The following is a 21,556-nucleotide window of genomic DNA, read 5'->3' on the forward strand; positions in this document are numbered from 1 at the left end:
AGGTTTTATTCGTTTTTTGTGCTTTCTATTACTTAATGGAACGGACATACTGATCTTCTCCATCGTCTTTGACAAAGACTCCTAGCTCATTCAAATCTTTGCGTAAATGCTTCTTTTTTTTAGAGTTTCCTTCTCGAAGGGCATTGCGTCTTTCATACAAAATAGTATTTATGCTTTTATTAAATCGCTCATCCTCTAATTTCCATAAGCTATACTCATGTTTATAAGGATCTTGTTCCACCCAGGGGAAGCCGTGCATTAAGAAAGTATCTTTAATTTTGCTTGGGGTAATGTCAGATGTTTCACGTAACCATTCTCGGTCTTCTTGATCAATGATAACCACTTGACGCTTATCTACAAAAACGGCTTTTACATTTAATCTGGTGATTTGTTTCTTTTGATCGTCCTTATTCACGTGAATGCTTTCCGAAGTAATGTTCATTTTTAAAGCTTCACTATAAATAATTAAAGAAAATAAAATTCCTGCAATAACACCAATTAGCATGAGGATAATAGGAAGCCAGAAGGGATTAATAAAATTTAAAAGTTCTATAATTTTTGAATCAGAAAAGAGAGGAATCTTTTTTATAATCTCTATTAATTTAGGTGAAAAATATCCAATAACGCCTAAAAGGATTGGACTTACTATAGCAAGTAATTTTTCTAAAAAACCTAATCCAATGACAGATGCCTTTTTCATGTGTAGTTCATCCTTTCATATATATTTTTTTAATCAAGGCATGTTTTAAACAGTGAGTTTCTTCACCATTTTTATGAGCTCATCTGAGTAATTTTCTATGGATATAGATGAATTTGCCTTCAGCATTCTTTCTTCGATTGCTCCTAAAATAAATGAAGCTAATGTGTCGGTTTGGAAAGAATCGGAAAACACGCCATTTTGTTGACCAGTCTTCAAAATATCTAATAACATCGTTCTAAGGGCATCCTCCTCTTCGTCGTCTTCGATTCTGTAATAAGGAACGTTCTCTTCATTTCTTGCATTAAAGACAATCTCAATTAAGGCAATATTATTTTTGTAATGAGTTTCTTGATAAGCCAAATGCGCTTCAATAAAAGCCTCTAGTTTATTTATTTCAGATTGAGCTAATAGCACTCGATTACTAATAAATTCATGTTGCTTGGCAACTAAAAATTGTAATGTGCGATTCATAAGGTAAAGCTTATCATTAAAATGATAAGAAATAAGTCCGGTACTAATCTTAGCCTTTTTTGCCACCTTCGTTAAGCTTAAGTTGTTATATCCAACCTCTTCTAATGTATCAATACATGCAAGAATAATTTGTTCACGCCTAGCCTCTGCAATAAAAGAATCAGTCACGCTATTCAACTCCTAATTTATATAATTTGAATGTATAATCAAAAAATTGATTGGTCGTTCAATTAAATATTAGTAAGAAATTAAGAGTATGTCAAATGTTTTATGCTTACATCTGGATAAGGCTCATTCGCTTTTTAATAAAGCCCAATTCCTAAAACAAGCCCGTTTTTAGGTAAGCCAAGCTTCCTATTCGCCCTGAAAACATAATATAAATGGAATCCCCTCATTTAGAGCAAGGTGAACTTGTTATGAATGATACTAAAGGAGGAATAGGGTAATGAGCGAAAAGTGTGAACACAGACATGATGATTGTAACCGCAGACATGGTTGCGGAGGCGGTTTTGCGCTTCTAATTGTATTGTTTATTTTATTAATTATCATCGGTGCTAGCTGCTTCGGCGGAGGCGGCGGTTGTGGCTATGGTGGTTATGGCGGTTATGCTGGCGGCTACGGCGGATATTGCTGCTAATTATTAAAAACTATTGAAAATAGCCTTGTGCATATTGCACAAGGCTATTTTATTCATATTTTTATATGCTGTGATAATTTATTAATGTAAAGAGAACGGATTAAGAAGAAGAAAATGATCTCGATAATCCCGAAAAAGGTGAGTACGATACATGTCTCTTTTAATAAGGAGAAAGAAAACATGCTTTGTAAAAACTTAACCGCAAATAATGTGTGAACACCAGCAACGATATAAGGAACGAAAAATAAAATTCCTAATTGAATCGTTGCAGAGCGAAACATTTCTGATTCAGTTAAGCCAAGCTTTGTAATCGTAATATATTTTTGTCTTTCAGTTGTTAAGTCATTATACATACGGAAATATAAAACACTAGCTGCTCCGATAAAGAAAATAAAGCCGAGAAATGCCCAAATAAAGAATTGAGCGACTGCATTTCCTTTACTATGAACGAGTTCATCCGTAGCTGTATAAATATAAAATGGTTTAATGAAATCTTCTTCATTTTTATGTGCTTCATACAAGGTTTCTGCATCATGATTTAAGCTTTTTAATATATTTTTTGTTGGGACAATTGCATTTTCCCAATTTTCCACGAAGTAGTTATAGACTGTAATTGTTTCAATATGAGGAATCATATTTTCAATTACTTCATCTTGCATCACAATTAAGTGAGGTAATGCAAAGGGAGGCTCAATTCCTCTATTAATAAAACCTTTAATTTGAAATTCCTTTTTATTAGAGCCAAGTGTAATCGTGTTCTGCTTCGCAAATGGGTTAGACACGAGATTTAATAACACTGGTGAATAGCGAGAAATATTATAAACTTGTGAAGAATCGAGAGTGATTTTTGATCTGTTTAATTGCTGTGCTATTGCGTTATAATCACTCATTTTCATAATGGCAATTGATTCTTTTGAAGCTGTATCTTTTAAAACGGTAAATTTATATTTGTCATATTGAAAATTAGCATTTGTAAGTTCAGTTTCAATCGTAGTAATATGCTTTTGTTCAAATGCATTAACACCTTCTGATGTATAGGTGAATGGTATTGGATATCGTTCTAGTATGGGTGCTTTCGTATTATTGTTTGCAGCAAATAACCCGATAATAATTGTAAATGCAAGTGCAGATAGCATAGAAACAATAAAGAGTACATTAATATTACTGCGTGTACGAGAAACTAAATCTGAAATCCATAACATATTTATTTGTTTTAAATAAAACTTTCTTCGTTTCTTTAAAATATAGATAAAGAGAAGAAATGTTTGTGAAAAAAATAAATACGTCCCAACTACTACAAGCGGTAAAATAGATAGCATAATTAAGAATACAGATCCATTTTGTGCATTTTTTTCCGTTATGTAGCCTTGCGGATAACCAGCAATATAATAGCATAGTCCTAAACAAGTTAAAGCAAATAGTGAAATCAGTATAGATGGTTTTTTTTCGCTCTTCTCTTTGTTAACGCCCTTAATAAGCTTCGTTGTTTTTCGAGTACGAATAAACATTGGTGTAAATGTAGAAACGATTAAAAATAAGATGATAAACGTTACGGTTGTAACGATAATCGCTTCTATTGGCCAATATAAATAGAGACCTTTCGCGTTTGTTAATTTCGAAGTGACTAATAAGAAAAAGTTAGAAAATACAAGTCCACCTTGAATGCCGATAAAGATAGACAATATCCCGATTATCATATTTTCAGTAAATAACAGTCTCTTTAATTGTCTCTGTGAGATACCGAGAATGGTGAGTATCCCGAATTGCTGCTTCCGTACATTTAAAAATGTTCCAATTGAATATAAGAGAAAGAAGAACGAGAACATAACAATCACAAGCTGTGCTGTACTAGCTAAGTTCATTAGAGGATCACGTTCTTGGAAACTTTGTACACTTTGTACACTTTGTAACCGCGGGTGATACGCGTATACAGTAAATGAAAAGAAAACCATGATAGAAAACGCACTACTTACAAAGTAGGCGAAATATGCTTTCGAATTACGTGAGACATTTTTAAATGCGAATTGCCAAAATGTCATCCACGTCTTCCTCCTAATAATGCTAAAACATCTAATATTTCTTGATAAAATTTCTCACGGTACAATCCGCGGTGTAGTTCATTGTAAAGCTCTCCATCTTTAATGAAAATAACACGGTTACAATAACTTGCTGCAAACGGATCGTGCGTAACCATTAAAATCGTTGCATCTTCTTCTTTATTTAATTTCGTAAATAGCTCCATTACGTCAATTGCCGCTTTTGAATCTAAGTTTCCTGTCGGTTCATCGGCAAGTAGAAGTGAAGGATGATGAATAACAGCACGTGCTACTGCGGTACGCTGTGCTTGTCCCCCAGAAACTTCAAAAATACGCTTGTCCAAAATATGATCAATTCCAAGCTTTTTTGAAATGTTATCAAGCTTTTCATCCATTTCTTTTAATGGAACATTATCTAATGTTAAAGGTAGTACGATATTTTCACCGATTGTTAGTGTATCTAGTAAGTTAAAGTTTTGGAAAACAAATCCTAACTCTTGGCGACGGAAAATAGCTAACTTCTCTCTACGAAATGTGTGCGGTTTTTTTCCGTTAATCACGACATCACCTGAAGTCGGAGAATCGATTGTAGAGATAACGTTTAAAAATGTAGATTTTCCGCTACCAGATGGTCCCATAATGGCAACGAATTCCCCTTTATCCACGTGTAAATTTATATTTTTTAAAGCAGTATGAGGGACTTTTCCCTCATATACTTTTGAGACGTTTTTTATGTGTAATACTTCTTCCATAGTAATCACCTTTCTACTTTTTAAAACTTAATGTGTTGTGATAATTTTTGCATATAAAAGGAACGAATTAAAAGGAAAAATAAAATTTCAACTGTTCCAAAAATCAACAGTACGACTGTAATTTCAGCGAAGAACGAGAGATGTAATATTTCTTGTAGCATCTTTGTCGCAAACATCGTATGGATTGATGCCATAATGTAAGGCACGAAGAAAAGAATCGCAAGCTGAATTGTCGCTGAACGTTTCATTTCAGTCTCAGTTAAGCCAATTTTCGTAATCGTTATATATTTTTCTTGCTCATTTGTTAAATCTGTATACATTCGGAAGTAAAGAACACTACCAGCACCGATAAAGAAAATAACACCTAAGAAAGTACCAATTAAGAAGAATGAGGCAACATTTAGTTTTTTCTTATATAGAGAATCGCTCGCTTCACTTGCATGGAAAGGTGGGTGCTCTGCTTGAATTGCTACATTATCGTTATGGATTTTTGTTATAAACGATGAACCGATATTATGTGCTTTTTCCCAATCTGTAACTTTGAAGTTATATACACTCATTTGTTTGGAAACTGTGGATAAGGCTTCTACAGTTTCATCAGATAGTATGAGTAATTGGTATATTAAGCTGTTTGGGAATGGGCTATAACTTTTATATTCTTTCACTTGTAGTTGTAAATTGTTTTGAGTAAGTGTAAGAGTATTTTTCTTTTCTTCATTGTGAAGTGTTCCAATAACTTGATCATCTAAGTCTTTCATAAGAATATAAGATTCATTCTTATTTACCGTAAGTTTTTCCAAATTTAATGCTTTAGCAAGTACATTATAGTCACTTTGTTTAATTGCGTAATAGAGCTGCGTGTTATCTTCAGCTGAAGATACCTCATATATATCCGTTTTAAATTTTGTATAAGTAAAGTGCCCTTCATTAAATTTCTGCTCTAACCAGTTTAAATGTTCATCAGCTAATGTATTTTCAGTATGCGATAAATACGTAAACGGGAAAGGGTTTTGTCTAATTGCATCAAACTTTGTAAATTTCCCAAAACCGTATAAGAATGTAATCATTGTAAAAGCGAGTGTTGATAGCATCGCTACAATAAAGAGCATGTTAATGTTTGTCCGAATGCGCGCTGCTAAATCCGAAATCCAAAGCATATTAATTCGTTTCATATAAAACGTTCTTCGCGTTTTTAAAATACGAATAAGTAAAAAACTAATTTGTGAAAAGAAAAAGTATGTTCCAGCTGCAATAAGCGATGGGATGACAAATATACTAGAGACGGCGTATAAAAGCCCAATGATGTCACCTAGCGACATAAAATACAACGGATTTGCGGCTAACGCATATCCACATATTAAACACGTCGCACCAAATAGAGAGATGAGCACGGATGCTTTTCTTTCTTTTTGTTGTGTTCCTTCTTTTAAAAGACGTACGGCTTTTCTCGTACGAATGAGCATCGGTGTAAAAGATGATACGAGAATGAAGAGCCCAAGAAAGATGATGATAGTTAAAACGATAGCACTTGTAGGCGGATATAAATATAAACCAGGTACGTGTGTAATTTTGGCGGTAACTAATAAAAAGAACTGTGAAAAGACAACTCCAAGTTGAATGCCAAAAAATATAGAAAGAGCACCAATTAACATATTTTCTATAAATATGAGTCGCTTTAATTGTTTTTGAGATATGCCAAGTACTGTTAAAATCCCGAACTGTTTTTTTCGTACTTTTAAAAAGGTCCCGATTGAATACAGTAAAAAGAAAAATGAAAAGAACACAATGACAACTTCTGAAATTGTCATTAATATGTTCAGAGAATAATTCACGTCTGTCATATGCAATTTAGGATGAAATAAATAAACTGCAAATGAGAAAAAGATTGCGATGGAGAACGCACTGCTTACAAAATAGGCGAAATAAGCTCTGGCGTTCCGCGTCACGTTTTTAAATGCAAACTGCCAAAATGTCATTCACCTGAACCTCCTGATAGGGTGAAGATGAGAAGAGCATAAGAAATGCTCTTTTCATCAAGTTTGTTTTAAATATTTTGTCCACTCGTGTATTGTGATAATTTTTGCATATAAAGTGAACGAATGAATATGAAAAATACGATTTCAACGAATCCAAAAATAATAAGAACGGCTGAAACCTCTTTGAACAGAGATAAACCAATTACATCTTGTAGCATTTTTGTTGCAAACATTGTATGAATGGATGCCATAATGTACGGAATGAAAAATAGAATACTAAGTTGAATGGTTGCAGATCGTTTCATCTCTGTATCTGTTACACCGATTTTAGAAATCGTTATATATTTCTCTTGTTCGTTCGTCAAATCCGTATACATTCTAAAGTAAAGAACGCTACCAGCTCCAATGAAGAAAATAACTCCTAAAAAGGTCCCAATTAGGAAAAATGCAGCACTGCCTGATGTTATTTTGTATAATGATCCTGCTGATTCAAAGGAACGAATAAGAGGTCCTTCATACTGGGATTTATTTCGATCTTTTTGCACTTTTTCTATAAAATTATCAGCAATTTCATATGTCTGTTCCCAGTTTTGAATTTTGTAATTGTATGCTGATATATGCTTTACGGTGCTAGGTAAGTTATTTACGATAACATCAGGCAAAACTATCGTTTGATATGAAAAGCCAGATGGAATTGCATTCACATGCTCATAGCCTTTCACTCGTAATTTCGTATTTGTACTAGAGAGTGTAATGTAATCTCTTTTGTAGCTTTGCTCAAATTCGTTGAATATGGTGTTATAAGATGTCCCTGTTAGCACATATGCTTCGTTATCATCCATAAATAGTTGTTTCATTCGTAAAGAATCTGCAAGTTTGTTATAGTCACTTTGCTTAATTGCGTATACGTCATTATAAATAGCTATATCTTTATCTTCTTTTAGTGGTGTTTCATATATATCAGCTTTTATTTTTTGATAGGGGAAATGCTCTTTTTGTAATTGTTGCTCAAGCCAATTTAAATGCTCTGTAACAAAAGGGTTCGCATCATAAGAAAAATAAGAAATTGGAAAAGGAGAAGTTCTATTCACCTCTAGCTTAATAAATTTCCCGAATCCATATAGAAACGTAATCATTGTGAAAGCAATTGTAGATAGCATCGCTACAATAAACAGCATATTAATATTCGTTCGAATACGGCTCGCTAAATCCGAAATCCAAAGCATATTAATCCGTTTCATATAAAACTTCCTTCTTTTCTTTAAAATATAAATAAGTAAGAAACTAATTTGTGAAAAGAAGAAATATGTTCCAATTGTAACAAGCGTTGGGATAACGAAAATAATTGAAACCATATATATAACACCGATTTGCGGGCTTACTGATACGAAATATTTAGGATTTCCAGCTAACGCATAACCACCAAATAAACAAATCGCACCAAATAATGAAACAAGTATGGATGGTTTTCTTTCTTTTTGTTTTCCACCATTTGTTTTTAAAAGGTGTACTACTTTTTTTGTACGAATAAGCATTGGTGTGAATGCAGATACAATGATAAAAAGACTAAGGAAAACAATGGTTGTTAAAATAAACGCGTTAGTAGGCCCGTATAAATATATTCCTGGAACATGGGTAAGTTTGGCTGTTACTAATAAGAAAAATTGAGAAAAAACAACTCCAAACTGCATGCCGAAAAAGATAGATAAAATCCCGATTAACATATTCTCCATAAAAATAAGACGATGTAATTGTTTTCTCGATATTCCTAAAATGGTCAAAATACCAAATTGTTTTTTTCTAACTTTTAAAAAAGTACCAATGGAATATAGTAAAAAGAAGAAAGAGAAAAATACAATTACTACTTCTGAAAATATCATTAATCCTGAAATTTCAGAGGTCATGTCAAAGTTTTGTAATTTCGGATGGAATAAGTAAACAGCAAACGAAAAGAACACAGCAATGGAAAAGGAGCTACTTACAAAGTAAGCAAAATAAGCTCTTGAGTTGCGCGTGACGTTTTTAAATGCAAATTGCCAAAATGTCATAGATTATACCTCCGGCTAGAAGATATAGAAGTAGTTGTATTGCAAAAAATGTATGAGAGTGAGTTCTCATACATTTTGCTTGCATATGTTACGATCATGCTTCGGTCACCTTCTCTGTATGTTCTGCTTGATTATTTGCAGCGTTGTGGAAGATGATTTTAATCGTCGTTCCTTTACCAACTTCAGAATCTAGTTTGACAGAGTGACCTAAATAATCACAAATTTTACTTACAATATAAAGTCCCATACCAGTAGATTCTCCGAACGCGCGACCGTTTTTCCCAGTGTAAAATGGTTCAAATACTCTTCGAATATCTTCTTGCGGAATACCAACACCTTCATCGCGAACTTCTAAAATAATATCTTTTCCGTTTCGGTAAGCAGATAAGAATACTTTCTTTCCGCGTTCCCCAGAGTAACGAACAGCATTTGTCATTAACTGATAGATGATAAATTTTAGCCATTTCGCATCAGAAGCAACTTTTAAATCAGAATGGACTTCTAAAACAGGGAAGACACCATTACGAATGAATAGTTCTTTTAATCCGTTAATATTTTTTGTTACCGTATCTTTTAATGAAATCGTCTCGACATGGAAATCTTCATGGAAGTTATTTAACCTAGCCATGTATAAAGCCATATCAAGCCCTTGGTTTAGACGCTCTAATTCTTTTTTAAACTTTGGAATTAAATGCTCGTCTTCCATTTCTAGCACCATAAGCTGCATAACAGAAACAGGTGTCTTCATTTGATGTACCCAATGGTTAATGAATAATTGATGTTCTTGTTGTTTTACTTCATACGATTGTAGTTCTTTTTGGAATAAACGGTACTGCGTACGTACGAGTTCATTGACACCGTGAGGCATCGGAGCAGTTGCTCTTTCAATAAACGCATCTTCCATTTTTTCTGGTTGCTCACTTAATCTATGGTACATTCTACGATTGCGAACGTAACGATAAGCGAGGAAACAAATAAATAAGTATAGGCTTAAAACGACGAAGTAAAATTTATTATTTTGAAATCCGTCTACTGCATCATAAAGAACGAAAATGATACCGAAGTTTAATACGTACAGTAGAAAAAATGCAAAATGATCACGTAAAAATAGCTTCATGCTTATTCACTCCAAGTTGCGTTAAAGCGATATCCAAGTCCACGTACTGTTTCAATAGAGTTCTCAATGCCAAGCTCATTAAACTTTTTACGAAGACGTGTAATGTTTACGTTTAATGTATTTTCCTCAACGAAACTTTCGTCATCCCAAAGCGCAGCTAATAAATCTTCACGGCTCGCTGTACGAGGGAATTTAGATAATAACATTTCTGCTAAAATTGCCTCTTTCTTCGTTAAAAGAACTTGTTCAGATCCAAAATGAATTTCTGGACGTTCAGGGAATAGTTTTAAACCTTCTACTTCAACGATACGTTCAGAAATATTTGGTGCATAATCACCGTAAATACGGCGTAATTGTCCTTTAATTTTTGCCATTACAACGTCGTAGTGGAATGGTTTTGTAATGTAATCATCCGCACCGCTTTCAATTGCCATAATTTGTTCCATCTCACCAGCACGCGCTGAAATGAAAATAATTGGACAAGTAGATTCATGACGAATTTGACGGCACCAGTAGAAACCATCGAATTTCGGTAAGTTTACATCAAGTAAAACAAGATGTGGTTTCACTGCGTTAAACGATTCCATAATATCATCGAAATTCTCCGCTACCACAGCCTCATAACCGTACTTCTGAATGTGAGATTGCAGTAATGATGAAATATTTGGATCGTCTTCAACGATTAAAATTTTATACATATGTATATTCCTCCTCAAAAAAACAATTGTAGCTATAGTGTATCATGTGTTTCAAGTCTTTTCATTATGTTGAAAGATAAGCTAGTAAACAGTATAGGTTAAAAGTGAGAAAAGTAAAAAGGGCGCTGGATGAAATTGACAAATAACGGTAATTGGTTTAATATTTAGATAAATATCTAAATGTCTAATTATCGAAAGGAAGAAAGACATTGAATCAAGCATTCAAAGCATTAGCAGATCCAACAAGGCGAAAAATTTTAGACTTATTAAAAGAAGGCGATCTAACCGCTGGTGAGATTGCTGAACATTTCAATATGACAAAACCAAGTATTTCACACCACTTAAATGCACTTAAAAATGCTGAACTTATTCAAGATGAAAAGAAAGGGCAATTCGTTATGTACTCTTTAAACACAACGGTCTTTCAAGATTTATTGACTTGGGTGTTTACATTTACGAATAAGGGGGAAGAGGGGAAATGAAAAAGCATCTTTTTGCAATCTTATTAATTGTTATAACTTGTTTAGCTTGGGCGTTTGCTTGGCCACATTTACCGGATACAATTGCAACGCATTGGAGCGGCGGTAAAGTAGATGGATATTCTTCTAAATTGTATGGAATGCTTTCTATGGTTGGAATTATGATTGTTTTATATATTTTTCTAAACGTGTTACCAAAGATTGATCCAAAGAAAGCGAACTACGAGAAGTTTTCTAAAGCTTTTATGATGATGAATAACGGGATACTACTGCTACTATTTGTAGGGAATATAGATATTATTACAAGTGGATTAGGATACAATTTATTCATTAATCGCGTGCCGGAATTATTAGTGGGTATTTTATTTATAGTCATCGGAAACTATTTACCACAATGTAAACCAAACTACTTTGTAGGTATAAAAACACCGTGGACATTAAGTAACGAAGAAGTATGGAGAAAAACGCACCGTTTTAGCGGAAAGGTGTTTGTTGCATTGGGGATCATTATGATTTTAAGTGTTTTTGCACCAGTGGCGTGGAAATCTTTCGTAATGGTTGGAATTATTATTGGTGCAGTAGGATTAACGATGGGATATTCATATATTGCTTATAAAAAAGAAATAGGGGCCTAATAAAAAATTATGGGGGAGAGAGGATGAAAAGACACGTAGTACCATGGAGTTTAATTATTGGCATTGCAATTGGATGGTATATTGTATGGCCATATTTACCAGAACAAATTCCACGCCATTATAATGCAGCAGGAGTAGTAGATGGATATTTTTCTAAAATAGAAGCAAGTTCATTCTCGATAGGTAGTATGGTAGTGCTCTATATGATATGGCTAGTTTTTGGATTCATAAAAGATAAGTCTACACAGCAATCCAAAGTTCTTTCAGCGATTAATTATGCCATTCTCTTTATCGGATTTGGATGTAACATATTTGCACTATTAGCAGCGTCTAATTATATTGCATCGGGCTCAATTGCATTTAATTTTGGACTTGGAACATTGTTTCTTGTACTAGGTAATTACATGCAACAAACGAAGCCGAACGGGTTAGTAGGCATTCGAATGGACTGGACATTAGAAAATCCTGTAGTTTGGAGAAAAACACATAGATTTGCTTCGAGGGTATTTGTAATAGGTTCACTTTGTATATATGCCGGGGCTTTGCTTCCAGATCCATTTAATATTTTTATGGGGATTGGAATCATATTAATATGTATTATCGTATCAACAATAAAGTCATATAGTATTTATAAAGAAGAGTTGAAAATGTAAATAAAGCTGCTTTTCCTTTTAGGGAAGAGCAGCTTTGTTTTTTTATCACTTCTTCAAAACCGGTATCCAAATTTCACTTTTAAAGTTTGGAGAAGATATGTCTTTCTGTTCATTCCACAATACTTCCGGTCCTTCCGCTAGTTCATAGTTCGAAGAAGGGAACCATTCAGAATAAATACGCCCCCACACATTTTGTAATGCATCAGGAAATAGACCGACAGCTTCAAATATAGCCCATGTTGAAGCTGCGACTTCAAGTTGCGCGAATTGCTCTGGACAATCCTTTGTTGTGGCTACTCCAATGTAGTGATCGAGTTCGCCTTTTTCCTCCATTCTTCCTTCAGAAAAGTTAGTAGAAGCACTAATAATTCCATTCGGTTCCATGTTTGAAAGTGACTTTAACATTTCAATGGACTCTGGATTTAAACTTTTCCACATAGAAGCAATTTCTTCATTTACACCATTAAAAACGATTGGTACTCGTTTTGTAATACCTATAATTCGAAATGGCTCTTTTTCTTCAATTCGATAATTCATTTCATTTCCTCCTTGAATGGATAATTGGAAGGTCATTGGTGAATAAGCCTTCAAAGAATGGCTACTATTTCGGGCTTCTGAAGGTGTTATACCGTGCAAGTTTTGAAATGCACGAGCGAATGAATCTGGTGAGTTGTATCCATATTTTATAGCGATATCAATGACTTTTACATTGCTGTTTTTTAGTTCAAAGGCAGCGAGAGTAAGACGTCTACAGCGAATATAATCAGATAGTGATATACCTGCTAAAAACGAAAACATTCTTTTAAAGTGATACTCAGAACAAAGAGCTAGCCTCGCAACTTCTTTAAAATCAATTTCATTCGTAAGGTTATCTTCAATATAGCGCATTGCAGCATTCATATTTTTAAGTGAATCCATATTATGACCTCCTCTATACATAGAATAGCAGGAACGAAATAGCTCCATCCGACATTTCGTGCACAACTTTGTAGGTGCATTTTTTACCTTACAAAATTGTAATGTTCCTGTAAGGAGAATGAATGGATGGTATGATATCCCAATGTTATAGTAACAAAGTACTTTAATTCATTACGTTAACTTTTTGATTTCTTTACTTATGTGCCTTACATAACTGTCATGTTTGTGTAAGAAACATCGATAGTGGCAAGAGTAGAGAGTGTATATAGTTGAAAATAGAGAATAGAAGAAATGAGGGATGTCGAGATGAAAACAGTATTAGAAGCAAAAAATATTGAAAAAGTATATGACACGGGTGGTAATAAATTTGCAGCGTTAAAAGGTATTAACTTACAAGTAAAAGAAGGTGAGTTCGTTGGAATTATGGGACCTTCTGGTTCTGGTAAGACGACTTTACTAAATGTTCTTTCTACAATTGATAATGCGACGAACGGTGAAATTTTAATTGATGGAAAAGATATTGTGAAAATGAATGATGATAAGTTAGCATTATTCCGCCGCGATCATTTAGGCTTCATTTTCCAAGATTATAACTTATTAGATACGTTAACAGTGAAAGAGAATATTGCTTTACCACTTGCGTTATCAAAGGTGAAAGCGAGTGAGATTGATCGCCGCGTTCTTGAAATCTCAAAGAAATTTGGCATTGATCATATTTTAAGTCAGTTCCCATATCAAGTATCTGGTGGACAGAAGCAGCGCTGCGCAGCATCACGTGCAATCGTTACGAATCCAAGTATGATTTTCGGGGATGAGCCAACTGGAGCGCTTGATTCTAAATCTGCAACAGATTTACTTGAAAGTATGAAGTCATTAAATGAATATGATAACTCAACAATTTTAATGGTAACGCATGATGCATTTGCAGCAAGTTATTGTAAACGAGTTATTTTCATTAAAGATGGTGAACTATATAAAGAATTGCACCGCGGTGAATCGACGCGTAAACAGTTCTTCCAAAAAATTGTTGACGTAATGTCTTCTATTTCTGGAGGTATGGCTGATGACCTTATCTAGCATTGCCCTCCGCAACATACAGCGGAACTTTAAAGACTACTTTGTATATTTCGCATCTATGATTTTTAGTATCGTTATTTATTTTACATTTAAAGCACTGCAATATAATTCACAAATGGAAAAAGCAGCAGAAGCTTCTAAAAAGATTAGCGGAGCGTTCCAAGTTTCCAGTGTGATGCTTATCATTTTCGTAGCAGTGTTCATTATATATTCGAACGGATTCTTTACACGTAAACGTAAAAAAGAAGTTGGCTTATATTCGTTATTAGGTATTCGTAAAAGACAAATTGGTAAAATGCTCTTTTATGAAAATATGTTAATGGGATTAATGTCATTAGTAATCGGGATTGCGATTGGTAGTGTCCTTTCGAAATTATTCCTTGAGTTATTAGTAAATATGATGGGATTAAATTTAAATGTTCATTTTGAAGTACCGATGGCTGCTATTATTGATACAGCAATTATTTTCTTTGTGATTATTTTATATACATCACTTCAAGGATATCGTTTAATTTATCGCTTTAAGTTAATTGAACTTTTCCGCGCAGAACGTGAAGGAGAAACAATGCCAAAAGGGTCTGTCATTATGGCATTAATTTCAGTTGTCTTAATCGGTTCAGGTTATTTCTTAGCATTAATGTTCATGAAGGCAGTTAAATATGCAGACTTTATGGCAGTTGCACTTTATATTTTACTAGCGACAGTATTAGGTACGTACTTACTATTTATGTTCTTTACAGTATTCGTATTGAAACGTGCAAGAACGAATAAATCATCGTTTTATAACGGTATGAATATGGTAACGACGTCACAGCTACTATATCGTATTAAAGGAAATGCAAAATCACTTGCGACAATTTCTATTTTAAGCGCGGTAACATTAACGGCGGTTGGTACGTCTGTTACGATGTATTACAACACATTTACGCAATCAAAAGCATCTATGCCATACAGTTATTCTTACGAGAAAAAAGATGCAGCGCTTGATAAGAAAGTAAATACAATTTTTGCAGAAGAGAAGAAAGATCACCCGATCAAAGATCAATTTGAAATTGAGACAGTTCCTGTAAAAGGGAAGTTTGAAGGAGACAAAGTTGAGTTCATTCTGAATATGAATTACACGATTTCAGAGAAATATCAGTTAATGTCTCAGTCGGAATTCAATAAACTTGCTAAGAAAATTGACGCAGAAACAGTGAATGTAGCTGCTGATGAAGCATTTATATATGATAGTTCGTATATGGAAGGGCATGAGTTTAGTCCACAATATAAAGGAAACAAAGCAGTATTCCAAATTGGAAACGAAACGAAGCAATTAAAAATCCAAGGTGCAAATGACATTGCGATTACAAATTTAGGTGAATTAGTTGTTGTCGTTTCAGATGAAATGTATGAACAAGCGAAGCAAGCATTTGGAACACGCGTTGTAAAAAATATTGATGTAAAAGATGAAAAAGATAGTAAAGTGTTAACAGAAAAATTAACAAAAGTGATGCCAGCTGGTGAATCAGAAATGGTGCCATCATTTAGAGATTTCTACACTGGTTTCCATATGGGGCTTGAAGGAACAGGATTAATGATGTTCATCGGAATGTTCTTAGGACTTGTATTCTTACTAGCAACAGGTTCTATCATTTACTTTAAACAATTAACAGAAGCAAATGCTGATCGTGAGCGTTATGTTGTACTTCACAAAATAGGGGTCACAAAACAAGAAATGAAAAAAGCTATTGCAAAACAAGTAAGCTTTATCTTTGCGATTCCGTTAGTAATCGGAATCCTGCACAGCTTGTTTGCATTAAAAGGTTTAGGGAACATATTACCATTTGAAATTATGATTCCGCTTCTCATTAGTATTGGAGTATACGGTGTCATCTATATTGGATATTACTTCTTAACGGTTCGTTCTTATTATAAGATCGTGAGTGCGAAGTAATAAGGGGCAGCTATCGCTACACGCGATAGCTGTTTTTTTTATTCTTCATAAAATCTTAAGAAACTTCCTCAATTTTTATTAAGAAACGATAGTTATACTTAGACACAAGTTAAAAACTATCGAACGAATGAGGAGAGGTTTACATGCAGCTCATTACATTTTTACATGAATTTATAAAGCATCCAAAACATACTGGTGCAATTGCGCCAAGTTCAAAAATATTAGCAAAGAAAATGGTCGATGTAATTGATTTTAATAAAGCGAAATGTATTGTAGAGTTAGGGCCTGGCACAGGGGTTTTTACGAAAGAGATTATGAAGAGAAAAAAGAAGGAAACGATATTTCTTCTTATTGAAATTAATGAAGTATTTTTCAAAGAATTAAAAAGAAAGTTTAAAGATGAGCAGAATGTCATTGTTGTACACGGTTCAGCTGAAAATATAAAGAAGTATATGGAGGAGCTCAATATAGAATGCATTGATTACGTTTTATCAGGGTTGCCTTTCACTTCTTTACCAGAAGAAGTTTCAAAGCGCATTTTAAATAATGCGATGGAAGCGATACATGAGAATGGTGAGTTCATTACATTTCAATATTCACTTGTGAAAAAAGGGTTTATACAGCATTTCTTCCCTGAAATTACACTAGAAAAAGTATGGCTCAATTTCCCGCCAGCCTACGTCTTTAGTTGCAAAAAAGAACTAAGGAGAGCATATGCATAATGGAATTACATGAATTATTATCTTATATTGAACAATACGGTTATTGGGCTTTATTTTTCTGTTTATGGTTAGGGATTATCGGTATGCCAATTCCAGATGAAATGATTGTTATGAGTGGTGGTTTCGTATCTTCAGTAGGTATATTAAGTGTTTTTCCTTCATTCGTATTAACATATTTAGGTGTTGTATCAGGGCTTTCTTTAGGATATATATTAGGGAAGGTTTTTGGAACGAAGGTACTCCATAAATTAATGAAAAAGAAAAAAGCGAAGTATTTGATGAAATCACAAGAAATGGTTGATAAATACGGACAGTACGCGTTAGTTACAAGCTATTTCATACCAGTTGTAAGACATATCGTACCGTATTTAGTTGGGATGAATAACATGTCATTTCGGATATATGCTTTGTATTCCTATACGACAGGATTTGTTTGGACACTCGTTTATTTTGTGCTCGGTTCTTTATTTGGACAACATATTGAAAGGATTGTAGCGATCGCGATAGAATATGGCGTGTATTTTGGCGTGATTGTTTTTATAGTTACAGGTATTCTTTATTTATATAGACAAAAAAGAATCACACTGATGAGTAAATAGAAGTAAAGAAAGTTCCTGCCGGTATGAAGGGTAAGATAGGATTATAAGTATAAAATTATCTTTATTTAATGGTAAAATATAGGTAAGTAGTTAAGGAAGGAAGAGCGTTGTGCTACTCATTTTTAGCCTTATCTTAATTGGAATTATGTGCAGTATGAAAATAGTATCCTTACACATGATAGAACGACAAAAGGTAGAGGAACGATATGTATATTGTCCAAAATGTGATACGAAAATTAGAAGAGGAAATTCAGCTCCTTTTTGTTCGAAATGTAATTTAATATTTTAAAAAGAAAAAGTCCGAAATCACTTTATATGGTTTCGGACTTTTTCTTTTTAAGTAAACATTAATCCACCTAGTTCTCTTTCGTTTGTTTATTAGCTAAAATGGAATATGAATAACAATAGTATGTAAACGAAAATAAATATAGATGTACATATGGAGTGCTATATTTGGAGATTTTAATCATAGTAGGATGCCTATTAATAGGAATTATTTTGATTAGTATAAGTAATTATCGATTTATAAAAGAATTAAAAGAAAAAAATTCAAAGAAAGAGAAATGGAAAGTAGTAGCTGGAAATTTGATAGAGTTATTTAGTGATCCATTGCATGGAGTGCCGTTCTATTTTTTAACTGGAGGTCTCTTTTTTGTAATCGGACTGTTGTTATTTCTTTCTATGGGAATGGGTTGGCTTGAAATTGATTAAGGCGTATTAACAAAGATATTTCATAGTTGTATTGCGAAGAGGAGAGAGCAAATGCCGGTTATAAGAGATATACAATTGAGTTTTCTAAAAGTAAAAGAGCATACCAGAAACATAGAGGCATTACAGTTAACATCTACAAGCAACTACGATGAAGACATCTCTTTTGGTAAAGAGACGAGCAGTATTACTTCTTTATATTGTCGACATATGCCAAAGTTAAGAATGGATTATGAGAAAGGGATTTTGATTCATTGTGTGGATGATATTTCATTACTCGATGAGTGGGAGAAGAAATATAGAATTTTCCCTGAATATATGAATGTTTTTGTGGAGTATGAGAGTGTGAAGGCTTTTCCATATTTATCAGATAGAGAGAAAAAAGAATTAGCCCTTCAAATCGTTCATGTGGAAATGAAGCATTTAGCTGTGAAATATGATTGGGATATAGAAGAGTTAGAAAAAGTGAAGAATAAGATACTAGAATTGAATTATAGAAACGAGTTCGTATATATAAAAAAGAGTAGTCCGAATAAAAAATACGTATGTAGTATAACATGTCAGCATGAAGTGGTTTATGCTGACGTGTACTTAGAAATAAGAGAGTATAGAACGAGGCGGTTAATCAAAAAGGAAAAGCTTATTAGAGAAGAAGATATGTATAAGATGTTTGATTATGTTAGTGAAGTGGCTTGGAAGTTAAACCATAAAGTGATGTTGATAAATAATAAAGGGAAAACTGTATGGGTGTTAACCTTTTTAGAGAAAGATATCCCAGCTAATTTAGTTTGGAAGATTGAAAGAATAGATTGGAAATAGGTGAGAATTGGAGTGAATATGATGGAGACACAAATCGTTATTGGAGTACCTGGTTTATGGAAAGATAGAACAGAATTAATACAAGAAGTTGTGAGTAAAAGTAGCTATATATTAGCGGGAAATGTTATGCACCATAAGGAGAAAGAGATTGGCTTTGAAATTGATATATATGAACAAGACCCTTCTTTGAGAGAGGCTTTCTTCTATGCAGGTGGGGAGCGTTTTGATGAAGAATTGCTTCAGGAGTTGGAGAAGCATACTTATACAGTGTATGTTATTGCAAAAGTTGACGATACAGAGAGATTACAAGAAGTAATTGATGTAGGAATGGAACTTTTAAATGCAGGTGGACTTGCTTTAAAAGTTGAAACAGCAGGTGTGGCTTATTCGAAAGAAGAATGGCAAGAGCTTGCAGAGAATAAGGAAATATTCCCGATGTATTCGCACCTTGTAACTTTAGTTGGAGATGAAGAGGACGGTTACTATTCATGTGGAATGCAAGCATTTAATCTACCAGACGTTGTTTTAGACGGAGGGATAGATCCGGAAGTAGCTGTAGATTTATTAAATGATTTTAACCTACATAATATATTGGAAAAACCTAATTTGAAAGATGGAGATACAATTAGTTTCACAGAAGATGCTCCAGTGTATCGTTTATCTCATTATATAGATAAACGTTATGAACAAGAGGATCCATTTTATAATCCGTGTGGGGTATGGAAGTTAGAGAGTGCTTCGGCAAAGAAATCTATCTTTCAAAAATTGGGGAGTGTGCTAAAAGGATGGAAAAATACATAAAAGAACAGAAGAGTATATGTGATAAATATAAAGCGGAGTATGTAGAATCTCCGAATGACTTGAAATTAGGAATAGCGCAAAATGTGAAAGATGGTATTTTTCCGATTAATGGGTTACGAATGCCTATAGAAAACGGAACGACAGGTTGGTACATTTGGGCTGGTGAAGAAATGGGGACAGAGGAAGATTTCTTTCTTCCTTTACACGTTCAACATATTGATGAATGGGCACCTGAAATAAAGAAGTATTTAGGGTTACCACCTGGTTGGAGATTTTTAATTGCTGGAGATTACGAGGACGTGTGGTATGATTCGGATTTGTTTGATGAAGATTTAGAAGAGGATGCAGATGAATGGGAAGAAAATATGCTACAAGAGTATGGATGGTACATGCATAGCATATTAGCAGAAGATATTGATGGCATCCATGCTAATTATCATACGAATGGTCTAAGAGAGAACCTTAATCATCAAGATTTACAAATAACATTAAATATGGATCCTGAAGTCGCGCATAGTGTTTTTTGTTCCATAATAGAAGAAATAAAGAGCGGAAAAAAGTTTGAACAAGGGATTGAGTATACAAATATTATTGAAGGATATCCCATTATTATGAAGTCTTTCGTAGAGATGGATCGAGAAGTTTTGAGGGTTTTATTACCTGATGAAAGAGGGATTCTTCCTACGAGACCAGAGTGTGATGAATGTTATAAGACTCAATTGGATGATATTGAGGAGAGTTGATAAAAAGGAGCTTGAAACTATTCAAGCTCTTTTTTTATCACTATTTATGTCCTAAAATATACTCAATCTCATGCAAACTTAATTTACTTGCCTTAGCAATCGTTTCAAGTGGTATACCAAGATCATACATATTTTTAATCATTTGAATTTTTCCCTGTTGAACTCCTTCTTTTCGACCTTGTTCAATGCCTTTTTCAAGTCCTTTTTCAAGTCCTTTTTTAATTCCTTGTTCCATTCCTCTTTTTATTCCTTCTGTCTCTGCATGGGCGAATTTTGCTGCTTCATCCATTAAAACTTTCTCCCTTGCGTCATAGGCTTGTCGGAAAGAAGAATCCTGACTCATACGTTCCCATTTATTTATTGCTTTTTGTAAAATAGGGTCTTGGTTCATAGCAATATCCTCCAATAGTTTAGTTAAGTGCTCATCCTCATTTGCTGAAAGCAATAAAAGCCAACGAACAAATGGATCTTTCCACGGATTTACTTTTTCTTCATGCCATTGTTCAGTTAACTTTGGAATTTCTATAATGTGGATTTCTATGTCTTCACTCAGGATTTTTTTTTGTTGTGTATTCCATAATACGCTCGTTGTATGGAAGGCTGGGTGTTCCGAAAACATTGCGAAGTTTAGTAAGTTTATGGTGATGGTTTTGTGAAGTGCACTGTAGGGCATCCCTTTTTGTAGTTGAGATGTGTATAGCCTTCCCCAATAATATAAACTGCGTTTAACCATATCGTGATTATTATTGAGTTGTATTTCTACATTAACTTTTGTTCCTGTGTCTAATGTCGCTGAAATGTCTAAAATAGATAACTTATCCTCTTCATATTCCCTGTGTAAATGTGGATCTTCTAGTTGTAGAGAAGCAATGGGCGACTCTAAAGACTCTTGTAACATAGCATTTAAAAATGCAATTAGAATATCTTCGCTACCATTCGTACCAAACAATTGTTTAAATGCAAAATCAATGCGTAAATTAACTAACTGTTGGTTGAACAAAGTTTGTCCTCTCCCTTATATGAAGGTACTT

At 33.8% G+C, this 21,556-nt stretch carries 23 protein-coding genes; 13 read left to right on the plus strand and 10 right to left on the minus strand.

Annotation, left to right across the window (positions count from 1 at the left end; genetic code table 11):
* Positions 1-28 precede the first annotated feature (28 nt).
* Both ACTFR3_RS23975 and ACTFR3_RS23980 read right to left on the minus strand, forming a co-directional pair.
* Positions 29-700 carry a YqeB family protein gene (locus tag ACTFR3_RS23975; protein WP_000710354.1) on the minus strand — a complete coding sequence of 224 codons (672 nt, stop codon included), beginning with the start codon at positions 698-700 and terminating at the stop codon, positions 29-31.
* Between the two features lie 45 nt (positions 701-745).
* On the minus strand, positions 746-1,339 hold the full coding sequence (locus ACTFR3_RS23980; protein ID WP_000132248.1) for a TetR/AcrR family transcriptional regulator: 594 nt from the start codon (positions 1,337-1,339) through the stop codon (positions 746-748).
* A 277-nt stretch (positions 1,340-1,616) separates the two neighbouring features.
* On the opposite strand from ACTFR3_RS23980, the gene ACTFR3_RS23985 reads away from it, so the two are divergent.
* Positions 1,617-1,808: a YjcZ family sporulation protein gene (locus tag ACTFR3_RS23985; protein ID WP_001290392.1), complete on the plus strand. Its 192-nt coding sequence runs from the start codon at positions 1,617-1,619 to the stop codon at positions 1,806-1,808.
* A gap of 53 nt (positions 1,809-1,861) precedes the next feature.
* On the opposite strand, the gene ACTFR3_RS23990 is transcribed toward ACTFR3_RS23985, so the two are convergent.
* The 6 genes from ACTFR3_RS23990 to ACTFR3_RS24015 form a co-directional block, all read right to left on the minus strand.
* On the minus strand, positions 1,862-3,847 hold the full coding sequence (locus ACTFR3_RS23990) for an FtsX-like permease family protein (protein WP_259593152.1): 1,986 nt from the start codon (positions 3,845-3,847) through the stop codon (positions 1,862-1,864).
* Positions 3,844-4,596, minus strand: coding sequence for an ABC transporter ATP-binding protein (locus tag ACTFR3_RS23995; RefSeq protein ID WP_000393250.1), 753 nt, complete (start codon positions 4,594-4,596; stop codon positions 3,844-3,846). Before ACTFR3_RS23995 ends, ACTFR3_RS23990 begins: the two co-directional genes overlap by 4 nt.
* A gap of 20 nt (positions 4,597-4,616) precedes the next feature.
* Positions 4,617-6,572: an FtsX-like permease family protein gene (locus ACTFR3_RS24000; RefSeq protein WP_259593153.1), complete on the minus strand. Its 1,956-nt coding sequence runs from the start codon at positions 6,570-6,572 to the stop codon at positions 4,617-4,619.
* A 68-nt stretch (positions 6,573-6,640) separates the two neighbouring features.
* Complete coding sequence (locus ACTFR3_RS24005) at positions 6,641-8,620, minus strand: FtsX-like permease family protein (RefSeq protein WP_440044860.1); 1,980 nt, start codon at positions 8,618-8,620, stop codon at positions 6,641-6,643.
* 94 nt (positions 8,621-8,714) lie between these two features.
* Positions 8,715-9,737: a sensor histidine kinase gene (locus tag ACTFR3_RS24010; RefSeq protein WP_000765341.1), complete on the minus strand. Its 1,023-nt coding sequence runs from the start codon at positions 9,735-9,737 to the stop codon at positions 8,715-8,717.
* A gap of 2 nt (positions 9,738-9,739) precedes the next feature.
* Entirely contained in the window at positions 9,740-10,435 is a 696-nt protein-coding gene (locus tag ACTFR3_RS24015) for a response regulator transcription factor (RefSeq protein WP_000276738.1), read from the minus strand.
* 209 nt (positions 10,436-10,644) lie between these two features.
* Here ACTFR3_RS24015 and ACTFR3_RS24020 point away from each other — a divergent pair, with 209 nt between their 5' ends.
* Genes ACTFR3_RS24020 through ACTFR3_RS24030 form a run of 3 tightly spaced genes read left to right on the plus strand, consistent with a single transcriptional unit; the run spans position 10,645 to position 12,202 of the window.
* Positions 10,645-10,917 (plus strand): autorepressor SdpR family transcription factor, encoded by a 273-nt coding sequence (locus tag ACTFR3_RS24020; protein ID WP_001070523.1) that lies wholly within the window; start codon positions 10,645-10,647, stop codon positions 10,915-10,917.
* Positions 10,914-11,549 carry an SdpI family protein gene (locus ACTFR3_RS24025; protein WP_000716355.1) on the plus strand — a complete coding sequence of 212 codons (636 nt, stop codon included), beginning with the start codon at positions 10,914-10,916 and terminating at the stop codon, positions 11,547-11,549. The genes ACTFR3_RS24020 and ACTFR3_RS24025 overlap by 4 nt, the downstream gene beginning before the upstream one ends.
* A gap of 23 nt (positions 11,550-11,572) precedes the next feature.
* Entirely contained in the window at positions 11,573-12,202 is a 630-nt protein-coding gene (locus ACTFR3_RS24030; RefSeq protein WP_000820683.1) for an SdpI family protein, read from the plus strand.
* A gap of 45 nt (positions 12,203-12,247) precedes the next feature.
* Here the strand turns inward: ACTFR3_RS24030 and ACTFR3_RS24035 are convergent, their stop codons facing one another.
* Positions 12,248-13,120: an AraC family transcriptional regulator gene (locus ACTFR3_RS24035; protein ID WP_136363684.1), complete on the minus strand. Its 873-nt coding sequence runs from the start codon at positions 13,118-13,120 to the stop codon at positions 12,248-12,250.
* A 306-nt stretch (positions 13,121-13,426) separates the two neighbouring features.
* On the opposite strand from ACTFR3_RS24035, the gene ACTFR3_RS24040 reads away from it, so the two are divergent.
* From ACTFR3_RS24040 to ACTFR3_RS24080, 9 genes are all read left to right on the plus strand, one after another.
* Positions 13,427-14,197: an ABC transporter ATP-binding protein gene (locus tag ACTFR3_RS24040; protein ID WP_000859655.1), complete on the plus strand. Its 771-nt coding sequence runs from the start codon at positions 13,427-13,429 to the stop codon at positions 14,195-14,197.
* Entirely contained in the window at positions 14,184-16,133 is a 1,950-nt protein-coding gene (locus ACTFR3_RS24045; RefSeq protein WP_000176165.1) for an ABC transporter permease, read from the plus strand. The genes ACTFR3_RS24040 and ACTFR3_RS24045 overlap by 14 nt, the downstream gene beginning before the upstream one ends.
* A 143-nt stretch (positions 16,134-16,276) precedes the next feature.
* Positions 16,277-16,855, plus strand: a complete 579-nt coding sequence (locus ACTFR3_RS24050; protein WP_001176064.1) for a class I SAM-dependent methyltransferase — start codon at positions 16,277-16,279, stop codon at positions 16,853-16,855.
* A complete protein-coding gene (locus ACTFR3_RS24055) occupies positions 16,855-17,454 on the plus strand; it encodes a DedA family protein (RefSeq protein WP_000418936.1) in 600 nt (199 codons plus the stop codon). The genes ACTFR3_RS24050 and ACTFR3_RS24055 overlap by 1 nt, the downstream gene beginning before the upstream one ends.
* A 109-nt stretch (positions 17,455-17,563) precedes the next feature.
* On the plus strand, positions 17,564-17,743 hold the full coding sequence (locus ACTFR3_RS24060) for a hypothetical protein (protein WP_001986677.1): 180 nt from the start codon (positions 17,564-17,566) through the stop codon (positions 17,741-17,743).
* Positions 17,744-17,907: 164 nt separating this feature from the next.
* Positions 17,908-18,165, plus strand: coding sequence for a hypothetical protein (locus ACTFR3_RS24065; protein ID WP_000404320.1), 258 nt, complete (start codon positions 17,908-17,910; stop codon positions 18,163-18,165).
* A 51-nt stretch (positions 18,166-18,216) separates the two neighbouring features.
* Positions 18,217-18,981: a hypothetical protein gene (locus ACTFR3_RS24070; protein ID WP_001144122.1), complete on the plus strand. Its 765-nt coding sequence runs from the start codon at positions 18,217-18,219 to the stop codon at positions 18,979-18,981.
* Between the two features lie 21 nt (positions 18,982-19,002).
* Positions 19,003-19,782, plus strand: a complete 780-nt coding sequence (locus tag ACTFR3_RS24075; RefSeq protein WP_060851630.1) for a DUF4261 domain-containing protein — start codon at positions 19,003-19,005, stop codon at positions 19,780-19,782.
* Complete coding sequence (locus ACTFR3_RS24080; protein WP_440044862.1) at positions 19,767-20,525, plus strand: DUF4262 domain-containing protein; 759 nt, start codon at positions 19,767-19,769, stop codon at positions 20,523-20,525. Before ACTFR3_RS24075 ends, ACTFR3_RS24080 begins: the two co-directional genes overlap by 16 nt.
* A gap of 40 nt (positions 20,526-20,565) precedes the next feature.
* Here the strand turns inward: ACTFR3_RS24080 and ACTFR3_RS24085 are convergent, their stop codons facing one another.
* Positions 20,566-21,525, minus strand: coding sequence for an Rpn family recombination-promoting nuclease/putative transposase (locus ACTFR3_RS24085; RefSeq protein WP_440044863.1), 960 nt, complete (start codon positions 21,523-21,525; stop codon positions 20,566-20,568).
* Positions 21,526-21,556 lie beyond the last annotated feature (31 nt).

The organism is Bacillus cereus group sp. MYBK14-1 (assembly GCF_051916885.1).
Taxonomy (GTDB): Bacteria; Bacillota; Bacilli; order Bacillales; family Bacillaceae_G; genus Bacillus_A; species Bacillus_A cereus.

Coding starts and splice junctions, on each gene's coding strand:
- ACTFR3_RS23975 (WP_000710354.1), bottom strand. CDS start 700: ATGAAAAAGGCATCTGTCATTGGATTAGGTTTTTTAGAAAAATTACTT.
- ACTFR3_RS23985 (WP_001290392.1), top strand. CDS start 1,617: ATGAGCGAAAAGTGTGAACACAGACATGATGATTGTAACCGCAGACAT.
- ACTFR3_RS23990 (WP_259593152.1), bottom strand. CDS start 3,847: ATGACATTTTGGCAATTCGCATTTAAAAATGTCTCACGTAATTCGAAA.
- ACTFR3_RS23995 (WP_000393250.1), bottom strand. CDS start 4,596: ATGGAAGAAGTATTACACATAAAAAACGTCTCAAAAGTATATGAGGGA.
- ACTFR3_RS24000 (WP_259593153.1), bottom strand. CDS start 6,572: ATGACATTTTGGCAGTTTGCATTTAAAAACGTGACGCGGAACGCCAGA.
- ACTFR3_RS24005 (WP_440044860.1), bottom strand. CDS start 8,620: ATGACATTTTGGCAATTTGCATTTAAAAACGTCACGCGCAACTCAAGA.
- ACTFR3_RS24010 (WP_000765341.1), bottom strand. CDS start 9,737: ATGAAGCTATTTTTACGTGATCATTTTGCATTTTTTCTACTGTACGTA.
- ACTFR3_RS24015 (WP_000276738.1), bottom strand. CDS start 10,435: ATGTATAAAATTTTAATCGTTGAAGACGATCCAAATATTTCATCATTA.
- ACTFR3_RS24025 (WP_000716355.1), top strand. CDS start 10,914: ATGAAAAAGCATCTTTTTGCAATCTTATTAATTGTTATAACTTGTTTA.
- ACTFR3_RS24030 (WP_000820683.1), top strand. CDS start 11,573: ATGAAAAGACACGTAGTACCATGGAGTTTAATTATTGGCATTGCAATT.
- ACTFR3_RS24035 (WP_136363684.1), bottom strand. CDS start 13,120: ATGGATTCACTTAAAAATATGAATGCTGCAATGCGCTATATTGAAGAT.
- ACTFR3_RS24040 (WP_000859655.1), top strand. CDS start 13,427: ATGAAAACAGTATTAGAAGCAAAAAATATTGAAAAAGTATATGACACG.
- ACTFR3_RS24045 (WP_000176165.1), top strand. CDS start 14,184: ATGACCTTATCTAGCATTGCCCTCCGCAACATACAGCGGAACTTTAAA.
- ACTFR3_RS24050 (WP_001176064.1), top strand. CDS start 16,277: ATGCAGCTCATTACATTTTTACATGAATTTATAAAGCATCCAAAACAT.
- ACTFR3_RS24055 (WP_000418936.1), top strand. CDS start 16,855: ATGGAATTACATGAATTATTATCTTATATTGAACAATACGGTTATTGG.
- ACTFR3_RS24070 (WP_001144122.1), top strand. CDS start 18,217: ATGCCGGTTATAAGAGATATACAATTGAGTTTTCTAAAAGTAAAAGAG.
- ACTFR3_RS24075 (WP_060851630.1), top strand. CDS start 19,003: ATGGAGACACAAATCGTTATTGGAGTACCTGGTTTATGGAAAGATAGA.
- ACTFR3_RS24080 (WP_440044862.1), top strand. CDS start 19,767: ATGGAAAAATACATAAAAGAACAGAAGAGTATATGTGATAAATATAAA.